We start from the raw sequence: 17,941 nt of genomic DNA, 5'->3' as shown, positions 1-17,941 counted from the left end.
TGACGAATGCCCGGCAGCTCTATAGGCGCGTGCTTGAGCGGCGAACTACGCTTCACGTTGAAATTTGTGATTTAACTAGGTAGTTACCTAACTATATAATGCGCGCCTCATTTCAACGGGACACTCAACGTGAAGCAGAGTCAACGCCTCTCGGGCATATCAAAATTCATTCTGGTCGGGCTGGGCGTCGTCATCGCCCTGCTCGGCCTTGCGCTGGCCGCTGGCGGCGTGAAATTGGTCAGCCTGGGAGGTTCCTGGTACTTCCTGGTCGGTGGTCTGGTGATGGCCGCTTCCGGTCTGCTGATCGCGCGCTTCAAACTGGCCGGTGCCTGGTTGTTCGCGGCTTTCCTGGTAGGCACGGCGATCTGGGCGGTGAGCGATGCCGGGCTGGTGTTCTGGCCGGTGTTCTCGCGTCTGTTCATGTTCAGTGTCATTGGCCTGGTCGTGGCGCTGGTCTATCCGCTGCTCAAGCGTGCCAACGGTAGCGTTGCCGGTCGCGGCGCCTACGCCGTGGCTGCGGTGCTGGCGGTCGGCGTGGTTGTGGCGGCGGGCAATATGTTCGTCGCCCACCCTACCGTGGCGGCGACCGGCACAGGCCCGGGCTTGACCCCGGTTGAGCCGGCTACGGCGCAAAAAGACTGGGCACACTACGGTAATACCGAAGGTGGCAGCCGCTTCGCCGCGCTGGACCAGATCAATCGCAGCAACGTCGACAAGCTGAAAGTCGCGTGGACATATCACACCGGTGACGTCGCAGAAAGCGATGGCAACGGCGCCGAAGACCAGCTCACCCCGCTGCAGGTCGGCAACAAAGTGTTCATCTGCACCCCGCACAACAACCTGATCGCCCTCGATGCCGACAGCGGTAAAGAGCTGTGGAAGAACCCGATCAACGCGCAGTCGAAAGTCTGGCAGCGTTGCCGTGGCATGGCCTATTTCGACGCCACTGCCGCCGTCGCCAACCCGACCAGCTCATCGATGACCGAACAGGCCAGCGCCGGCCGCCAATTGCCAGCGTCGTTTGCTGACCAACACCATCGACGCTCGCCTGATCGCGGTCGATGCCGATACCGGCGAGTTCTGCCAGGGTTTCGGCAACAACGGCCAGGTTGATCTGAAGGCCGGTCTGGGTGATGTCCCGGACAGCTACTATCAATTGTCTTCCGCGCCGCTGATGGCCGGCACCACCGTGGTGGTTGGCGGTCGCGTGGCCGACAACGTGCAGACCGACATGCCAGGTGGTGTGATCCGTGGTTTCGACGTGATGACTGGCGCCATGCGCTGGGCGTTCGACCCGGGCAATCCGCAGGATAAAAAGGCACCGGCCGACGGCAGTACCTATGTGCGCAGCACGCCGAACAGCTGGGCACCGATGTCTTATGACCCGGCGACCAACACGGTCTTCCTGCCGATGGGCAGTTCGTCCACCGACATCTATGGTGTCGAACGCAGCAAGCTCGATCACACCTACGGCGCCTCGATCCTCGCGCTCGACGCTACCAGCGGTGAAGAGCGCTGGGTGTTCCAGACCGTGCACAACGACCTCTGGGACTTCGACCTGCCGATGCAGCCGAGCCTGATCGACTTCACCAAGGACGGCAAAAGCATCCCTGCGCTGGTCATCGGCACCAAGGCCGGGCAGATCTACGTGCTTGACCGGGCCACCGGCAAACCGCTGACCGACGTTAAAGAAGTCCCGGTCAAAGCGGCGAACATCCCGAACGAACCGTACTCCCCTACTCAGCCGAAATCGGTGGGCATGCCCGAAATCGGTGCTCAGCACCTGACCGAATCCGACATGTGGGGCGCAACCCCTTACGATCAATTGCTCTGCCGCATCGACTTCAAGGGCATGCGCTACGACGGCTTGTACACCGCGCCGGGCACCGACAAATCCCTGAGTTTCCCGGGTTCGTTGGGTGGCATGAACTGGGGCAGTATCTCGACTGATCCGGTGCACGGTTTCATCTTCGTCAACGACATGCGCCTGGGTCTGTGGATTCAGATGATCCCGTCGCAGAACAAAGCTCAAGCCTCTTCTGGTGGCGAAGCGCTGAATACCGGCATGGGCGCTGTACCGCTCAAAGGCACGCCTTATGCGGTCAACAAAAACCGCTTCCTGTCGGTTGCCGGCATTCCTTGCCAGGCACCACCGTTCGGCACGCTGACCGCCATCGACATGAAGACTCAGAAAGTCGCTTGGCAGGTTCCGGTGGGGACTGTTGAGGACACCGGCCCGCTGGGCATTCGTATGCACTTGCCGATCAAAATCGGCCTGCCAACCCTCGGCGGCACCCTGTCGACCCAGGGCGGCTTGATCTTCATCGCTGGCACCCAGGACTTCTACCTGCGCGCGTTCAACAGCGGCAACGGTGAAGAAATCTGGAAGGCGCGTCTGCCAGTCGGCAGCCAGGGCGGCCCGATGACCTACGTTTCGCCGAAGACCGGCAAACAGTACATCGTCATCACCGCCGGCGGCGCTCGCCAGTCGACGGATCGCGGCGATTACGTGATGGCGTATGCCCTGCCGTAAGCCACTGCGTCCACGTTAAGCGCGGACGCTTGCTTTGAGCGCGGCACCTTCGGGTGCCGCGCTGCTTTTCCCCTATTGCTCAAGTTTTCTGCAGGAAGATTTACATGCTATCGGCTGTTCGTTTTTCGCGTTCTGACCTGTTCAAAGGCCTGTTGATGGGCTTCGCTTGCACCACCACCCTCCCCGCGCTGGCCGACAACGATACTGATCTGTTGACCCGCAGCACCCTCACCGGTGACTGGGGTGGCTTGCGTCACCAGATGGACGAAGAAGGCGTCAAGTTCACTGGCGACTACAGCGGCGAAACCGCCTACAACGCTGACGGTGGCCTGCATCGCTCGGCGCGTTATTCGCAGAACATCAAGCTCGGGGTGCAGTTCGATCTGAGCAAATTGTACGGCTTCGACAATGCCGGCAAGGTCCAGTTGACTATCAATGACCGACGCGGCAACAGTGCCTCGGAAGACCTCGTCGGCAACCGTCTGCCGATCCAGGAAAACTACGGCGGGCTGTACACGCGCCTGACCGAACTGAGTTACGAGCGCAGCCTGTTTACCCCGTCGCTGAATGTAAAGCTCGGTTACATGGCCATGGGCAACGACCTCGGCGGCCTCGACAGCGGCATCCTCTGCAACTTCATGAACGCCGGTTTCTGCGGCCACCCGCTGAACATGTCCGGTGGCAGCGGCTGGACCAACTACCCCAACGCTCATTTGGGCGTGCGGGTGAAATACGACCTGTCGCCGTCCTGGCAACTGCGCGTGGCGGCGTTCAACGTCGACCCGGAAAGCAACGGCAACTCCAGCCGCGCCTGGCACCTGGGGCCGAAACACACGACAGGCACCGTGGTGCCGATCGAGCTGGTGTACAAGCACGCGGGTGACCTGCCTGGCGAATACAAGGTCGGCTACTACTACGACAGCTCCGACGTGAAACGCATCGGCAGCGATAAGCAAGTGTCCGGTCGCGGCGGTCATTACCTGTTGATTGATCAGGCTGTGTGGAGTTCGCCTACTTCCGAGGGCCGCAGTCTGCACGCCTTCGGCCAATACTCGGCGGCCAGCGAAGCGGCCTCGCCGTTCAGCAAGTGGTATGGCACTGGCGTGGTTCTGTACAAACCGTTCGAAGGACGCCCGCGTGACACCGTTGCGTTGGGCTACGGTCGTGCAGTACCGAACCCGCGCAGTCGCGATGTTCAGCAGGACGCTGCGCAGAACAACGGCACAGCATTCCCGAATCTGGACAGCGCCGAACAGTTGATCGAACTCGGCTACGGATATCAGGCCACCCCTTGGCTGACCCTGCGCCCGAATCTGCAGTACATCATCGAACCGGGGGCGTTTTCCGGGCAGGACATCGACAATGCGTTGGTGGTGGGTTTGCAGGTGAAGGCGTCGCTTTGATTGCTGGCCATAAAAACCTTTACCCGAACCAAAGTTGATCTGTGGCGAGGGAGCTTGCTCCCGCTGGGGCGCGAAGCGGCCCTTTTCTTGCGCAAAAGAAGGTCTGCTGCGCAGCCCAGCGGGAGCAAGCTCCCTCGCCACAGATACTGCGCGAAATTCGTTCACTCGACACCGGGTTGTTAGGTAGATTAGCTGACGGCCCACGCCCGCTATAGGATCGCGCATGCCCTATCCCATCATCTTCCTCGTCCTCTTCGCAGCGCTCTTGCATGCCAGCTGGAATGCCGCGTTGCGCGGTGGCGCCGACAGACTCTGGTCGATGACGATCATGTGCGTGGCGGTAGCGATTGTCAGCATCGCAACTGCTTTGTTTTTGCAGGCTCCGGCCAAGGCCAGTTGGTTCTACGCGGCGCTTTCAGCAGTCCTGCACGTTGGCTACAACTTGTTCCTGGTGCGCAGCTATAAGGTTGGCGACCTTGGGCAGACTTACCCTATCTCGCGTGGGTCCTCACCTATCCTGATTACCCTTGCCGCTTCGGTTTTTGCCGGGGAAACGGTCGGGGCCGTCGCGATGTTTGGCATTTTGCTGGTGTCAGGCGGGATCATCTCGCTGGCCTTCAAAGGGCGCAAACTGGCCGTTCCCAGTCTGCCGTACGCCCTCGGAACCGGTTGTTTCATTGCGGCTTACAGCGTAACGGATGGCATTGGCGTGCGCCTGTCCGGCGCGCCGATGGCCTACACGGTATGGATGTGCGCCTTGTGGGGCGTGTTGATGCCGCTGGTGTACGTCGGCATACGCGACACGAAGAGCCTGGTGACCTTGCGACCCGGGTTCATCACGGCCTTCATCGGCGGTCTGGTTTCACTGCTGGCCTACGGCATTGTCATCTATGCGATGTCCGCCGCGCCCATGGGAGCGGTGTCGGCATTGCGCGAAACCAGCGTGTTGTTCGCGGCATTGATCGGGTACTTTTTCCTCGGCGAGACACTGACTGTGCGAAAGATCCTTGCCTGCGCGGTGATTGCCATCGGTACGATCATCATTGGCTGACGCCAGGGGGCGCAAAACCACTGGTCAGCTATATTGGATCGGCTGGTGTCCTTCCTGAACGCTTGGGGCAGGGTCGACACCACTGAAATCGCTGCCAAAGGAGTCACCTCATGTCAAAGCTCTATCCCAGTATCGATCCCGAGGGGCTGATCGAGTACTCAGTGGTCTACACCGACCGCTCGCTCAACCACATGTCGCAGTCATTTCAAGACGTGATGAAAAACATCTCCAAGACCCTGAAGCAGGTCTACAACGCCGAGGCGGTTGCGGTGGTTCCGGGCAGCGGCACATTTGGCATGGAAGCGGTGGCGCGACAGTTTGCCGGCGGTCAGCAATGCCTGGTGATACGCAACGGCTGGTTCAGTTATCGCTGGAGCCAGATCCTGGAGATGGGCAACATCCCGGCGGCCACCACGGTGTTGAAAGCCCGGCCGGTGGAAAGCGGTCATCAGGCCGCGTACGCCCCGCCGCCGCTGGACGAAGTGCTGGCAGCAATCTCTGCGCAAAAGCCGCAGATTGTCTTCGCCCCTCACGTTGAAACCTCATCAGGGATTATCCTGCCCGACGACTATCTGCGGGCCGTCGGCGACGCCGTGCATGCGGTGGGCGGTCTGTTCGTGCTGGACTGCATCGCCTCGGGCACGCTTTGGGTTGATATGCACAAATGCGCCGTCGACCTGCTGATCAGCGCGCCACAGAAAGGCTGGAGCGCCTCCCCTTGCTGCGCATTGGTGATGTTCAGTGATTTGGCCCTCGAACGTATCGAGCAAACGCAAAGCAGCAGCTTCGCCTGTGACCTGAAAAAGTGGCTGCAGATCATGCAAGCCTACGAACAGGGCGGACACGCCTACCATGCGACCATGCCCAGCGATTCCCTCGCTCGATTCAACGAGGTGATGAAAGAGACGCAAGCCTACGGTTTCGACAAAGTTCGCGATGAACAACAGGCTCTCGGCGATCGGGTGCGCGCCCTGTTGACTGGCAAAGGTATTAAAAGCGTGGCCGCTGCCGGCTTTCAGGCCCCGGGCGTCGTGGTCAGCTACACCGACGATGCCGATATCAAAAACGGCAAGAAATTTGCCAATCACGGTCTGCAGATCGCCGCCGGCGTGCCGTTGCAATGCGACGAGCCGGCCGACTTCCAGACCTTCCGTATCGGGCTGTTCGGGCTGGAAAAACTGCACAATATCGAACGCACGGTCAGTACGCTTGAGAAGGCGCTGGATGAGGTGATGGTTGACTGAGCCCCAGCGAATATCTGGAAATCACGCCAGTGGCCCAATGTCAGCAAAACTGACGACGGGGACAGACAGAAATCGGCCGGTAGCAGACGTACAAGGAGCAGCCGGCTAGTATTTCCGCTTTCTAGTCAAAAGCCGAGAGTCCAACTCAGTGCTGAATCGCGATGCCGCCTCCCGCTCAAGATTCGAGAACTAGCCCACACGTAAATGCCAGGCTCAATCACAGGTGAAACTGCCTGGGATTGAACCGTGTTCGTGCAGGGACGGCGCGATCAAGCATGTTCCGCTGCCAACATTGATCTGAACTGAGAAATGACCTCTGAAGATAACCCGGCACCTTCGAACACTGCGCAGGTGAAGCTGACGGGTGCAGGCCCTGGAGCAGTAATGATTCGGTCTGCAACCACTGCTACTGAACTGCTTCTATAAAGCGTACGTCCTTCATAACCCACGGCATTCTGTTGTAAGAAGTCAGCGCTGTTCGAGGTATGAGGAACCGTGTCAAGAAGCCCGGCCCTCGCCAGTGCCAGCGTGCCCCCACAGATACCGGCAATTGTCGCTCCGCTTGAACGACAGGCATGAAGAAATTCTCGAAGATCCGGTGCTTCTGCACGTTCCCAGACCATTCCTCCAATGACCACAACAACGTCCGGTTTCCAGTCCAGACATTGTTGCAAACTGCTATCTACCGTGACGGCCAATCCACCCTGCGAGCAGAACTGCCCCGTAGCAGCAGCGAAAAACCTGACGTCGATCCCGTAAAACGGGGACGCAGTTCCAGCAATGAACGCATATTCCCAGTCCGCAAAACCGGGTGTCAGTATCAATCCCACGCGTGCCATTATTCAGAATCCTCCATGAGTGCCAATAACAAATGGCGATAGCTTTTGGGTCTGTTTTAGCCGATCACGACGCTATCGTCTGTCGGCCATGCCAACACATGTTCCATGGTTTCGTACCTATTGGCCTTGATTTTACGGTTGATGTGCGGTGAAGAGGATCACCAACCCCTCCTCCTCTTCTGGAGCCCGAAAATAACGGGTGATCAAATCAAACTCCGCATCAGTCGCCGCAAAGTCATGCTCTCCCCGCTCATTGCGAGCATGCAATCGGGCTCGGCAAGTGTCGTCATCGACCTCCAGATAATGCAGGCAATGCGGCGATTGACCCGCGTCCGCCAGCCCTCGCAGCCACGCGCGATCGGCAACGGTATTCGCCGGAAAGTCCAATACCACATCCAACCCTGCCCCTAGCAGATCGATAACCAAAGGCCCCAGCACATCGCGAATACGTTTTGCGCAGCGTACGTAGTCCTGCACCGTTTGAACTTCGCCGGGATAGAGCCGTGAAATCCATTGATCCTCACTCAAAAGAATCGCGCGGTGCTCGGTTGCCAGTGACTTAGCGAGTGTTGATTTGCCGGAGGCGATCTTGCCGCACATCAGGTGCAATGTTGGTTGGGGCATGCAGACCTTCCTTATCTCTGAACGTGTTTAACGGCTGTCAGCTGCAGGCCGTTTCGGCCAATGGCGGGCGCATGGATTGAATTCGTCATGCGCCCTGCTCGCTCACGCCTGATCCATCGCCTCGACCACGCCCTTGTCCTCACCCAGAAACCCACCGCTCTGATGCTGCCAAAGCCGCGCATAGATGCCGTTTTTCTCCAGCAATTCGGTGTGAGTGCCCTGCTCGACGATGCGTCCGTCGTCCATGACAATCAGCCGATCCATGGCCGCAATGGTCGACAACCGATGGGCGATCGCGATCACGGTCTTGCCCTGCATCATTTCGTCGAGGCTTTCCTGAATCGCCACTTCGACTTCCGAGTCGAGCGCGCTGGTGGCTTCGTCAAGCAGCAGGATCGGCGCGTTCTTGAGCATCACCCGGGCGATCGCGACGCGTTGACGCTGGCCGCCCGACAGTTTGATGCCGCGCTCGCCCACTAGCGTGTCATAGCCGCTATGGCCTTGGCGGTCGCTGAGTTGGCTGATGAACTCATCGGCCTGGGCACTGGCCGCCGCGCTGCGGATCTGTGCATCGGTCGCGTCGGGACGGCCGTAGGCGATGTTGTCGCGAATGGAACGGTGCAACAGAGAAGTGTCCTGCGTGACCATGCCGATAGCACTGCGCAGACTGTCTTGCGTCACGTGCGCGATATTCTGGCCGTCAATGCAAATCTCCCCGCTGTCGATGTCATAGAAGCGCAGCAGCAAGTTGATCAGCGTGGATTTGCCGGCGCCAGAGCGGCCGACCAGACCGATTTTTTCGCCCGGGCGAATGTTCAGGCTGAGGCCATCGAGTACCTGACGCTCGCCGTTGTAGTTGAAACGCACCTTGTCGAACGTCACCGCGCCGCCGGAAGTCACCAGCACGCCGGCATCCGGTGCGTCTTGCACCTTGGCGCCCTGAGTCAGCGTCGCCATGCCGTCCTGCACGGTGCCGATGCTTTCGAACAGCGAAGTCATCTGCCACATGATCCAGTTCGACATGCCATTGATGCGCAACGCCATGGCAGTGATCGCCGCCACGGCACCGGCGCCAACGTCGCCCTGATGCCACAGCCACAGGGCATAGCCACCCGCCGACATGATCAAGCCCACCACCAATGCCTGATTGACGATTTCGAACAGGCTGACCAGACGCATCTGGCGAAAACCGGTGAGTTTGAAATCTTCCATCGCCGCACGCGCGAAGTGCGCCTCACGGTTGGAATGGGAGAACAGCTTCACCGTCGTAATGTTGGTGTAAGCGTCGGAGATACGCCCGGTCATCATCGACCGCGCATTCGCCTGCTCCTGCCCGACTTTGCCCAAACGCGGCACGAAGTACCACATGGCCAGCGCAAACAACACCGCCCAGCCAATGAACGGCAGCATCAGTTTCAAGGCGAAGCCGCCGGCCAACGCGATGATCGCTATGAAATACACGCCAATCCCGGGGAGGATCTCGATAAGGGTGAAGAGCACGTCGCGCACCGCGAGCGCCGTCTGCATCACCTTGGTCGTGACTCGACCGGAAAACTCATCGGAAAAAAACGAAAGGCTTTGCCGCAACATCAGCCGGTGGAAGTCCCAACGCAGACGCAGCGGCAAATTGATCGCCAATATCTGGTGCTGCACCATCGTGCGCAACGCCACCAGCCCGACACTGGTCACCATGACAATGCCCATGCCCCACAACACCCGGCTCTCCTGCGCCGAGGCTTCACCGCCGGCCTGCCAGGTCGAGAGCAGATCCACGACCTGCCCGAGGAAGGAAAACAGCCAGGCCTCATAGATCGACACAGCGGCACTCAACAGCGCAAGCACGAGGATGTAACCGCGAGCGCCCCGCGTACAGGCCCAAAGAAAACGCGCCAGACCATTGGGCGGTGGCGGTACCTCGTCAGGGGGAAAAGGGTCGAGTCTTCGTTCGAACGCACGAAGCATGGTGATCTCCAAAACTTTCAAGTTGCGGGGATTCTGCCATTGAATGGTGGCTGGGAGGGCTTTGTGAAAAAGTGTGTTTTTATCCGGGCGGCTATCGGCCGATAGCCCCACTCGTCGCGTTTGATGATCACGCTTTATCGGCAGGCACGAAGTCGACCTCATAAATACCGCGTGCGGCGCGGACGTTCACAGGGTGAATGATCGGCCTGACGTGACTCAACTCCCAAGCGAGCCAACCCTCTTCAAAGTAATTCGCACAGGCCGCTTGCATGTCAGCGAGGACAAACGGGCGAACAGCGTTTACCCGCACGATGGCGACAGCCACGCCGTCGGCGTCTTCGTCACCCTCAGTGTGCAGAAAGCGCCCGTTTTCAACGATCAAAAGGTCTTCGCCAGGATCCAGGTCAGGATGCCAACGGCGAATTTCGAGGGTCTTCTCCCCCGAAGCGATTCGCCCTCCACTGGGCCGCACAATCGATAAGGTCTTGATGGTTCGCTCCTGAAGTCATCCGCGCTATTGCGTTGTTTCCGATAAAACATGAACGACATTCGCCGCCATTTGTTCAGCGCTGCAACCGACGGGTATGTTGAATCAATAGGTCAGCACGGGACAACCACGTTTCTGCACGCTCATGACAGGAGATGTGTTTTGCTGCAACGCCCGCAACAGCCAAAGCGTTGGACTGCGTTTGTGGCAGACACCACTGCGCTGATCCTGTTTTTCACCACCACCGGCATCATCAATGAACGTTTCATCGCCGGCATGACTTGGGATCAGGTTCTTCACGCGCGCCTGCTGGGCGCCGCCCTGATGATTCCGGTCGCGAGACCTTACGGTTTATGGCGGGACTGGGTGATGAGGCGAGCCAGTCAGCGTCTGGCTTCGAGGCTACTCTGGGACAGTATCGCCCTGGTCAGTTTCCAGGTGCCTATCTATGCAGCGATCATTGCCTTCAGTGGTGCGTCGGGAGTCGGCCTGGTGCGTGGCACGCTGGGCGCGGCGTTGATGATGTTGTTTTTGGGGCGACCTTATGGGGCGTTTCTTAATGGGATACGGAGGGTGTTTGGCTTGCCTCCTGGGGGCGACAAGCCGATGTCGTTGGATAGTTGAGTGGCTGCTATCGGCCAAAAGCGGCCAGTCATCAAAGCCCCAAAAATGTCCCGAGGCGAGTATCTAGTCACGCCAATCGGGCCCGTCATTGTGAGCAAGGCTAGAGGTTTCAACCATTTGCTAGCCGGAGGTAATCGCAAATAGATTTTTGCACAAATAGGCATCCTCTCTTGGGATGAAATCTTCGGGGCTTTCATTGCAGGAAAAAGCTTCGAAAACGTGGTTAATAATTTTTTTGCTTGGTCCGTAGTAAGGACACGAATGTCTATCAGGTCAAGAAGAGCATCGGCTATCTCGTTTAAACTAATGCAGTATTCTTCAGCGGCAACCCTAAGCAGCGCTCGCATCTCCCTATATTTACTATCTGAATCTACATTGTTTTTCAGAAATTCAAGTGGCTCTTCCAGAATTTCAAAAGGATAAATCTTTTGATACCTGTCGCAGTATTCTATAAGGATCCGCCTGACCTTCACGCCATCAAATTTTTGAGAACTAGCCCCTAACAGTGCATTAATTTTCGTATTAACTATCCAGCTTTTCATCGCGAAATTTACCTTGCTTAGCGCTTATTTAAGGGACGTCGACTGGCGGATCTTGGCCGTTTACCTGTCATGACTGGCCGAAACCCACCCGTCAAGCAGACACCCCGAACACAAGCCTCAAGTCTCAGATTGACTAGCCGCCCAGTGTTTCATCTCTTCTGCAATGAAGTGGTTCACCAGGTCGTTGTACATTTTCTCGATTGCATCCGGATTCAAGCCCTCGACCTCTGCCCACGTGCGTCGTGTTGCCAGCATGGCCTTGAAGCGCTCCGGCGCTCGCACTGAAGTCGCCGAGGTCTTGAACTTCGAGGCAGCGAGGACGTATTGAAAACGCTTGCCCAACAGATTGATAACAGCCTGATCGAGGGCATCGATTTCACGTCGGATGTCCTCCATGCCTGCACACGCTTCGGGCTGCAAATGATTGATGACTTCCATGCAGGAGACTCCGTTTTCTGAAAAAAGTGAAATTGCCGCATCATGCTGCACCTCTGACGCACGGCTAAATCCTAACTCAACAACAGCCAAAACCGGCACAGTCACCCATGCCGGCAACTCACAGCCCTGCCCTTACTTCTTCATAGAAACAATCGTCGCCTTCCCCTCCTCCATCCGGAAAGAAAACGACACCCGATCGCCAACCGCCAACCCGGCCAACTGCTCCTCGGTCACGGAAAACCCCATAGTCATCGGCGGCCATTGCAATGCCGGGACCGCGCCATGGGCAAGCGTCACTGTATGCCCGGCAGGATCAATCGCCTTGATCGTGCCCTCAGCATTTGCAACGGGCGCCTGCTTCAATTGTGGCGCCATTCCCTCCATTTTCATTCCCGGCATGTCCTCCGCCCACGCAGCAAACGACAGCACACCCGCTATTCCAGCGACAACAATCAAACTCGGTTTCATACAATTTTTCCTTCAACGGTAACGGGTTCAGCAGAAAGATTGCGCCGACGCATCAACCGATACGCCGCCGGAATGACAAACAACGAAAGCAGCGGCGCCGTGACCATTCCGCCGACCATCGGCGCGGCAATGCGGCTCATCACTTCGCTGCCCGTGCCGCTGCCCAACAGGATGGGCAGCAGGCCGGCGATGATCACGGCCACGGTCATGGCTTTGGGGCGTACGCGCTGCACGGCGCCTTCGCGAATAGCTGCGACCAGCGCTCGCTCGGAGTTGTCGCCGAGTTCTGTGCGTTCGGCCCAGGCGTTTTTCAGGTAGAGCAGCATGATCACGCCGAACTCGGCGGAAACGCCGGCCAGGGCGATGAAGCCGACGCCGGTGGCGACCGACAGATTGAACCCCAGCAGGTAGAGGAACCATGCGCCTCCCGTCAGTGCGAACGGCAGCGTGGCCATGATCAGCAGCGCTTCATCGAACCGGCTGAACGTCAGGTAAAGCAGGACGAAGATGATCAGCAGCGTCGCCGGCACCAGCAGTTTCAGCCGTGCGTTGGCCCTTTCGAGAAACTCGAACTGGCCCGAGTAGCTCAGGCTCATGCCGGGCTGCAATTTGACCTGTTCGTTGACCACCCGGCGCAGGTCGGCGACCACCGAGGCGATGTCCCGTCCGCGCACGTCGATGTACACCCAGCCCGAGGGCCGCGCGTTCTCGCTCTTGAGCATCGGCGGACCGTCGGTGATGTTGATGTTGGCCACCGTGCCGAGGGTGATCTGGTTGCCTGACGCGGTGTAGATCGGCAGCTGTTCCAGAGCGCCCGGTGAGTCGCGCCACTCACGTGGATAACGCACGTTGATCGGGAATCGGGCGAGTCCTTCAATGGTTTCCCCGACGTTTTCACCACCGATGGCGCCGGCGACGATGGACTGCACATCGGCGATGTTCAAGCCGTAGCGGGCCGCTGCCTTGCGGTCGATATCGACGTCGATGTAGCGCCCGCCGGTCAGGCGTTCGGCCAGTGCGGAGCTGACGCCGGAGACGTTTTTCGCGACGCGCTCGACCGCTTGGGTGACCGCATCGATTTCCGTCAAATTGCTACCGGCGACCTTTACACCGATGGGACTTTTGATACCGGTCGCCAACATGTCGATGCGGTTACGAATCGGCGGAATCCAAATGTTGGTCAGGCCCGGCACGCGCACCACGCGGTCGAGTTCTTCCACCAGTTTTTCCTGGGTCATTCCCGGTCGCCATTGTTCATGGGGCTTGAATGAAATGGTGGTTTCGAACATCTCCAGTGGCGCCGGGTCTGTCGCGGTTTCGGCTCGACCGGCCTTACCGAAGACGTGCGCCACCTCGGGCACGGTCTTGATCAGTCGATCGGTCAGTTGCAGCAGTTGCGCGGCCTTCTGCGCCGATAGCCCGGGCAAGGCAGACGGCATGTAAAGCAGATCGCCCTCGTCCAGTGGCGGGAGAAACTCGCCACCCAGACGCGAGAGGGGCCATAACGCACTGACGAACACCAACAACGCGACCATCAAGGTGATCTTGGGGCGCCGCAACACCGCGTCCAGTGCCGGTTGGTAAACCCGGATCAACCAGCGGTTCAACGGGTTCTGTTGTTCACCGGGAATACGCCCGCGAATCCAGTAACCCATCAGCACCGGCACCAGCGTCACCGACAGCCCCGCCGCCGCAGCCATGGCGTAGGTTTTGGTAAACGCCAACGGCCCGAACAACCTGCCCTCCTGCGCCTCCAGCGTGAACACCGGGATGAACGACAGCGTGATGATCAACAGACAGAAGAACAGCGCGGGGCCGACTTCGGCCGCGGCTTCGGTCATTACTTGCCAATGTCGCTCGCCCTTCAGCTCCTCGCCGGGATGCGCCGCATGCCACGCTTCGATTTTTTTGTGGGCGTTCTCGATCATCACCACGGCAGCATCGACCATCGCGCCGATGGCAATGGCGATCCCGCCCAGGGACATGATGTTGGCGTTGAGGCCCTGATAACGCATGACGATGAAGGCCATCAACACCCCGACGGGCAGGGAGATGATTGCCACCAACGATGAGCGCAAATGCCACAGAAAGATCCCGCACACCAACGCGACGACGATGAATTCTTCGAGCAGCTTGTGGCTGAGGTTCTCCACCGCACGGTCGATCAGCTTGCTGCGGTCGTAGGTGGTGATGATTTCCACGCCGGGCGGCAGGCTGCTTTTCAGTTCATCGAGTTTGCTTTTCACTGCGGCAATGGTTTCCCGGGCATTTTTGCCGCTGCGCAGGATCACCACACCACCGACGGCCTCGCCTTCGCCGTCGAGTTCGCTGATACCGCGGCGCATTTCCGGGCCCAGCTGGATCGTCGCGACATCGCCTAGCGTCACGGGTACGCCGCCCGCGCCGAGCTTGAGCGGGATAGCCCGGAAATCATCGAGCGATTTCAGGTAACCGGAGGCACGCACGATGAACTCGGTCTCGGCCATCTCCAACACGGCGCCGCCGGTTTCCTGATTGGCCTTGCCGATGGCCTCGGTCACTTGCGTCTGAGTGACACCGAGATTGGCCAGTTTCGCCGGATCAAGCTGCACCTGATATTGCTTGACCATGCCACCGACCGTCGCCACTTCCGCCACATTCGGCAGCGTCTTCAGTTCGAACTTGAGGAACCAGTCCTGCAATGCGCGCAGCTGTGCCAAGTCGTGGCCGCCGGTGCGATCAACCAGTGCGTACTGATAAATCCAGCCTACCCCCGTCGCATCCGGACCCAATGCCGGTTTGGCGCTCGCCGGCAAGCGGCTCTGGATCTGGCTCAGGTACTCCAACACCCGTGAACGAGCCCAGTACAGGTCGGTCCCATCCTCAAACAGCACATAGACAAAGCTGTCACCGAAGAATGAGTAACCGCGCACTGTTTTCGCCCCCGGCACCGAGAGCATGGTGGTGGCCAACGGGTAGGTCACCTGATTCTCGACAATTTGCGGAGCTTGTCCCGCATAGGGCGTGCGGATGATGACTTGCACGTCCGAGAGATCGGGCAACGCATCGATGGGCGTGTTCTGTACCGACCATGTCCCCCAGGCGGTGACGAACAATGTCGCCAGCAACACCAGAAAACGGTTGGCAACGGACCAGCGAATGACCGCAGCGATCATGGCTGACCTCCCGACTGCTGATCATTTGGACCGGCGACGATGCCTTTGAGACTGGCTTCCGAGTCAAGCAGGAACTGCCCGGACGTGATGACTTTCTGGCCTTCCTCCAGACCGCTGACGATGACGGTTTTGCCATCGCTGTCCTGCCCCGTTTGCACCGCCACCGGGCGATAGCGGCCTGCGTCTTCGGCAAGCATCACCAAGGCGCGCTTGCCTGTGCGAATCACCGCCTCGCTCGGCACCCACAACACACTCTGACCGGTTGCACGGTTCAAGCGTACTTGCGCCGTCAGACCGGGCCTGAGGCGCCCGTCGGGATTGAGCAGTTCGACCCGCACGCGCAGGGTGCGGCTGTCCGGGTTGGTGTCCGCCAGAATCGTGCTGACGGTGCCGTTGACCCTGGTCCCCGGGAAGGCCGGGAACTGCGCCTCGACCGTTTGCCCCACGGCGACGGCGCCGGCCACCGATTCAGGCACCGCCACCGCCAGCCAGACACTGCTCAAACCATTGACACGCGCCAGCGTCTCGCCCGCCGCGACGGTCATGCCGATCCGCAGGTCAAGCTCTTGCAGCACGCCACCAATCGGGCTGGTCAGCGTCAGATAAGGCTGGACCTTACCGCTACGCTCGACCTGCGCAATCAATGCCGGCGGCATTCCCGTGAGGCGTAAACGCTGGCGGGCAGCCGCGAGCAAGTCGCGATCACCATTGCCTTTGAGGGCGAGAAATTCGGTCTGCGCCGCCGCCCACTCTGGCACCAGAATATCCGCCAACGCCGCGTTGGCTTTGAGCACATCACCGGGGGCATGCGCGTAAACCCGCTCGACAAAACCTGGAGTGCGAGCCTGAATGACCGCGACATCGCGCTCGTTGAAGGCGAGGATACCGGTCACATCAAGGCTGGACTCAACCACCCCTCGGTTCACCGTCGCCGAGCGCAGACCGAGATTCTGAGCCACGCCGGGATCGATGCTGACCGTCGCTTGATCGTTGCTGCCACTGGCGTATTGCGCAACCAGTTGCATGTCCATGAACGGCGATTTCCCCGGTTTATCGAACTTTTGTTGCGGGTACATCGGGTCATACCAATACAGCGCCTTGCGTTCATCCGATGTCTTGGCGCTTTGCTCAGGCGCAGCGCCCGGCGTCTCGCTGATGCGCTGAGGTGCAAACCAGTAGCCGCCGGCAAGTCCCACGACCATTGAAACGCCTGCCAGCAATGCCCCGCTCCATTTAAGGTTCATTGGCGGGCCTCCCCGTACGCAAAATAGAGTCGCGCACCGATCAGCGCTCGCTGTTCCTCGACGTCGACCTGTTTGAGGCGCGCCTCGATGAGTTCACGTCGGGCCGCGACAACGGTATTCAAATCGCTTTTACCGGCACGGTAACTGGCCATGCTGAGGTCGACTTTCTCTTTGGCCAGCGGCAGCAGACTTTGCGCATTGCGCTGGACCGCACGATCAAGCCGCTCATAGTCAGCCAGTTCGCTCTCCAGTTGCTGGGTGTGCTCGCGGGACAAGGCTTCGCGCTCGGACTCGAGTTGATTGACTTGCGCTTCTCTGGCGGCAATTTTCGGGTTTTGCCGGGTCTGCGCAAACAGCGGTAGATCCCAGGAAAGTTGCACGCTGACCATGTCGCCGAACTGCCGGTCGCGGTGCTGATAATCGACTTCCCAACTCCAATCGGGTTTCTTTTCCGCTTGCGCTTCGCGAACCCGGGCTTGCGCTTCGCGGGTCATCGGCCCATACGCGGCCAGTTCGGGATGGTGTTGCAGCTTATGCGGCAGGCCTGAGTTATCGACCGGCCACTGCGGCAGACTACCCACTGGTGTTTCGTTGGCGGCGGGACCGATCCAGCGTTTCAGCGCCGCACGCGCTTGCGCCCGCTGACGAATCAGGTCGTCCTGCTGCTCGGCCAGTTGCGCCGCTTCCTGCTTGGGTGTCACGGCATCGGCCGGTTGTGCGCGACCGCCGGCAATCTGTGCGCGGACGGTGTCGCTGAGCAGGCGGTTCTCCTTGTAGAAGTCCTGGAACAGCGCGTCTTTGCGTTCCACCGAATAGCTGCTGATCCACGCCAACGCCGTGGCCTGACGAACGTTCAGCCGTTCGACCTGACGCTCCGCAGCAGCGCGATCAACAGCGGCGTTGGCCACCTCGATACGCGCCTTGCGTTTGTCACCATTGAGCATGTCTTGCCTGACGCCGACCATTTGCATGGTCATGAAGTCGTCGTTGACGCTCCAGCGATCCGGGCCGCCGATGGGATAGTTCTGCAAGCCTGCGAGCAGCTTCGGGTCGGGCAATTCACCCGCTGGAATAGCCGCACTGCTGGCCGCCTGAATCTTTGCATCCTGTGCCGCCAGCGACGGCGCGGTGTTTTCGGCCAGCCGCAAGGCTTCGTCGAGCGTCAGCGCGGCAGCGAAGCTCGGCAAGGCCAGTACGCTTGCCGCCAGGCCGGCCACGAGGGACCAGCCTGTGCAAAAGCACTTGGAGTTCATGTTTGCGATTCCTGTGATGATCCGCTGAGCGCATCAAAAGAGATGCGCACAGCCATGCCATCCCGTTAAAACAG

At 59.4% G+C, this 17,941-nt stretch carries 13 protein-coding genes and 1 pseudogene; 5 read left to right on the top strand and 9 right to left on the bottom strand.

What is annotated here, in order from left to right:
• Positions 1–129: 129 nt before the first annotated feature.
• From JFT91_RS18160 to JFT91_RS18145, 4 genes and pseudogenes are all read left to right on the top strand, one after another.
• Positions 130–2,533 (top strand): annotated as a pseudogene (locus JFT91_RS18160) (glucose/quinate/shikimate family membrane-bound PQQ-dependent dehydrogenase).
• A 104-nt stretch (positions 2,534–2,637) separates the two neighbouring features.
• Complete coding sequence (locus tag JFT91_RS18155) at positions 2,638–3,936, top strand: carbohydrate porin (protein ID WP_201233386.1); 1,299 nt, start codon at positions 2,638–2,640, stop codon at positions 3,934–3,936.
• Between the two features lie 223 nt (positions 3,937–4,159).
• Entirely contained in the window at positions 4,160–4,987 is an 828-nt protein-coding gene (locus JFT91_RS18150) for an EamA family transporter (protein WP_201233385.1), read from the top strand.
• 110 nt (positions 4,988–5,097) lie between these two features.
• A complete protein-coding gene (locus JFT91_RS18145; protein ID WP_201233384.1) occupies positions 5,098–6,231 on the top strand; it encodes an aminotransferase class V-fold PLP-dependent enzyme in 1,134 nt (377 codons plus the stop codon).
• Between the two features lie 269 nt (positions 6,232–6,500).
• Here JFT91_RS18145 and JFT91_RS18140 read toward each other — a convergent pair whose 3' ends face one another.
• From JFT91_RS18140 to JFT91_RS18125, 4 genes are all read right to left on the bottom strand, one after another.
• A complete protein-coding gene (locus tag JFT91_RS18140) occupies positions 6,501–7,070 on the bottom strand; it encodes a DJ-1/PfpI family protein (protein WP_201233383.1) in 570 nt (189 codons plus the stop codon).
• Between the two features lie 132 nt (positions 7,071–7,202).
• Complete coding sequence (locus tag JFT91_RS18135) at positions 7,203–7,694, bottom strand: P-loop nucleotide/nucleoside kinase family protein (RefSeq protein WP_201233382.1); 492 nt, start codon at positions 7,692–7,694, stop codon at positions 7,203–7,205.
• 102 nt (positions 7,695–7,796) lie between these two features.
• Positions 7,797–9,656 carry an ABC transporter ATP-binding protein gene (locus JFT91_RS18130; RefSeq protein ID WP_201233381.1) on the bottom strand — a complete coding sequence of 620 codons (1,860 nt, stop codon included), beginning with the start codon at positions 9,654–9,656 and terminating at the stop codon, positions 7,797–7,799.
• A gap of 127 nt (positions 9,657–9,783) precedes the next feature.
• Positions 9,784–10,128: an ASCH domain-containing protein gene (locus JFT91_RS18125; protein WP_342367180.1), complete on the bottom strand. Its 345-nt coding sequence runs from the start codon at positions 10,126–10,128 to the stop codon at positions 9,784–9,786.
• A gap of 66 nt (positions 10,129–10,194) precedes the next feature.
• Here JFT91_RS18125 and alaE point away from each other — a divergent pair, with 66 nt between their 5' ends.
• A complete protein-coding gene (gene alaE, locus JFT91_RS18120; RefSeq protein ID WP_242489307.1) occupies positions 10,195–10,767 on the top strand; it encodes an L-alanine exporter AlaE in 573 nt (190 codons plus the stop codon).
• A 659-nt stretch (positions 10,768–11,426) separates the two neighbouring features.
• Here the strand turns inward: alaE and JFT91_RS18115 are convergent.
• From JFT91_RS18115 to JFT91_RS18095, 5 genes are all read right to left on the bottom strand, one after another.
• Complete coding sequence (locus JFT91_RS18115) at positions 11,427–11,747, bottom strand: isochorismate lyase (RefSeq protein WP_201233380.1); 321 nt, start codon at positions 11,745–11,747, stop codon at positions 11,427–11,429.
• 132 nt (positions 11,748–11,879) lie between these two features.
• The gene (locus tag JFT91_RS18110) at positions 11,880–12,215 is read right to left on the bottom strand and encodes a copper-binding protein (RefSeq protein ID WP_201233379.1); all 336 of its coding nucleotides are present in this window, start codon (positions 12,213–12,215) and stop codon (positions 11,880–11,882) included.
• Positions 12,212–15,370, bottom strand: a complete 3,159-nt coding sequence (locus JFT91_RS18105; RefSeq protein WP_201233378.1) for an efflux RND transporter permease subunit — start codon at positions 15,368–15,370, stop codon at positions 12,212–12,214. Before JFT91_RS18105 ends, JFT91_RS18110 begins: the two co-directional genes overlap by 4 nt.
• Positions 15,367–16,614, bottom strand: a complete 1,248-nt coding sequence (locus JFT91_RS18100) for an efflux RND transporter periplasmic adaptor subunit (protein WP_201233377.1) — start codon at positions 16,612–16,614, stop codon at positions 15,367–15,369. Before JFT91_RS18100 ends, JFT91_RS18105 begins: the two co-directional genes overlap by 4 nt.
• Positions 16,611–17,867, bottom strand: a complete 1,257-nt coding sequence (locus JFT91_RS18095) for a TolC family protein (protein ID WP_201233376.1) — start codon at positions 17,865–17,867, stop codon at positions 16,611–16,613. The genes JFT91_RS18100 and JFT91_RS18095 overlap by 4 nt, the downstream gene beginning before the upstream one ends.
• Positions 17,868–17,941 lie beyond the last annotated feature (74 nt).

The sequence above is a fragment of the Pseudomonas sp. TH08 genome, from assembly GCF_016651275.1.
Lineage (GTDB): Bacteria > Pseudomonadota > Gammaproteobacteria > Pseudomonadales > Pseudomonadaceae > Aquipseudomonas.
Note: the sequence above shows the minus strand (reverse complement) of the source record. Positions and strands in the feature narration are given on the sequence as shown.

Excerpts from the sequence above, each read along its gene's own strand:
- JFT91_RS18155 (WP_201233386.1), top strand. The coding sequence starts at position 2,638 with ATGCTATCGGCTGTTCGTTTTTCGCGTTCTGACCTGTTCAAAGGCCTG.
- JFT91_RS18150 (WP_201233385.1), top strand. The coding sequence starts at position 4,160 with ATGCCCTATCCCATCATCTTCCTCGTCCTCTTCGCAGCGCTCTTGCAT.
- JFT91_RS18145 (WP_201233384.1), top strand. The coding sequence starts at position 5,098 with ATGTCAAAGCTCTATCCCAGTATCGATCCCGAGGGGCTGATCGAGTAC.
- JFT91_RS18140 (WP_201233383.1), bottom strand. The coding sequence starts at position 7,070 with ATGGCACGCGTGGGATTGATACTGACACCCGGTTTTGCGGACTGGGAA.
- JFT91_RS18135 (WP_201233382.1), bottom strand. The coding sequence starts at position 7,694 with ATGCCCCAACCAACATTGCACCTGATGTGCGGCAAGATCGCCTCCGGC.
- JFT91_RS18130 (WP_201233381.1), bottom strand. The coding sequence starts at position 9,656 with ATGCTTCGTGCGTTCGAACGAAGACTCGACCCTTTTCCCCCTGACGAG.
- alaE (WP_242489307.1), top strand. The coding sequence starts at position 10,195 with ATGAACGACATTCGCCGCCATTTGTTCAGCGCTGCAACCGACGGGTAT.
- JFT91_RS18115 (WP_201233380.1), bottom strand. The coding sequence starts at position 11,747 with ATGGAAGTCATCAATCATTTGCAGCCCGAAGCGTGTGCAGGCATGGAG.
- JFT91_RS18110 (WP_201233379.1), bottom strand. The coding sequence starts at position 12,215 with ATGAAACCGAGTTTGATTGTTGTCGCTGGAATAGCGGGTGTGCTGTCG.
- JFT91_RS18105 (WP_201233378.1), bottom strand. The coding sequence starts at position 15,370 with ATGATCGCTGCGGTCATTCGCTGGTCCGTTGCCAACCGTTTTCTGGTG.
- JFT91_RS18100 (WP_201233377.1), bottom strand. The coding sequence starts at position 16,614 with ATGAACCTTAAATGGAGCGGGGCATTGCTGGCAGGCGTTTCAATGGTC.
- JFT91_RS18095 (WP_201233376.1), bottom strand. The coding sequence starts at position 17,867 with ATGAACTCCAAGTGCTTTTGCACAGGCTGGTCCCTCGTGGCCGGCCTG.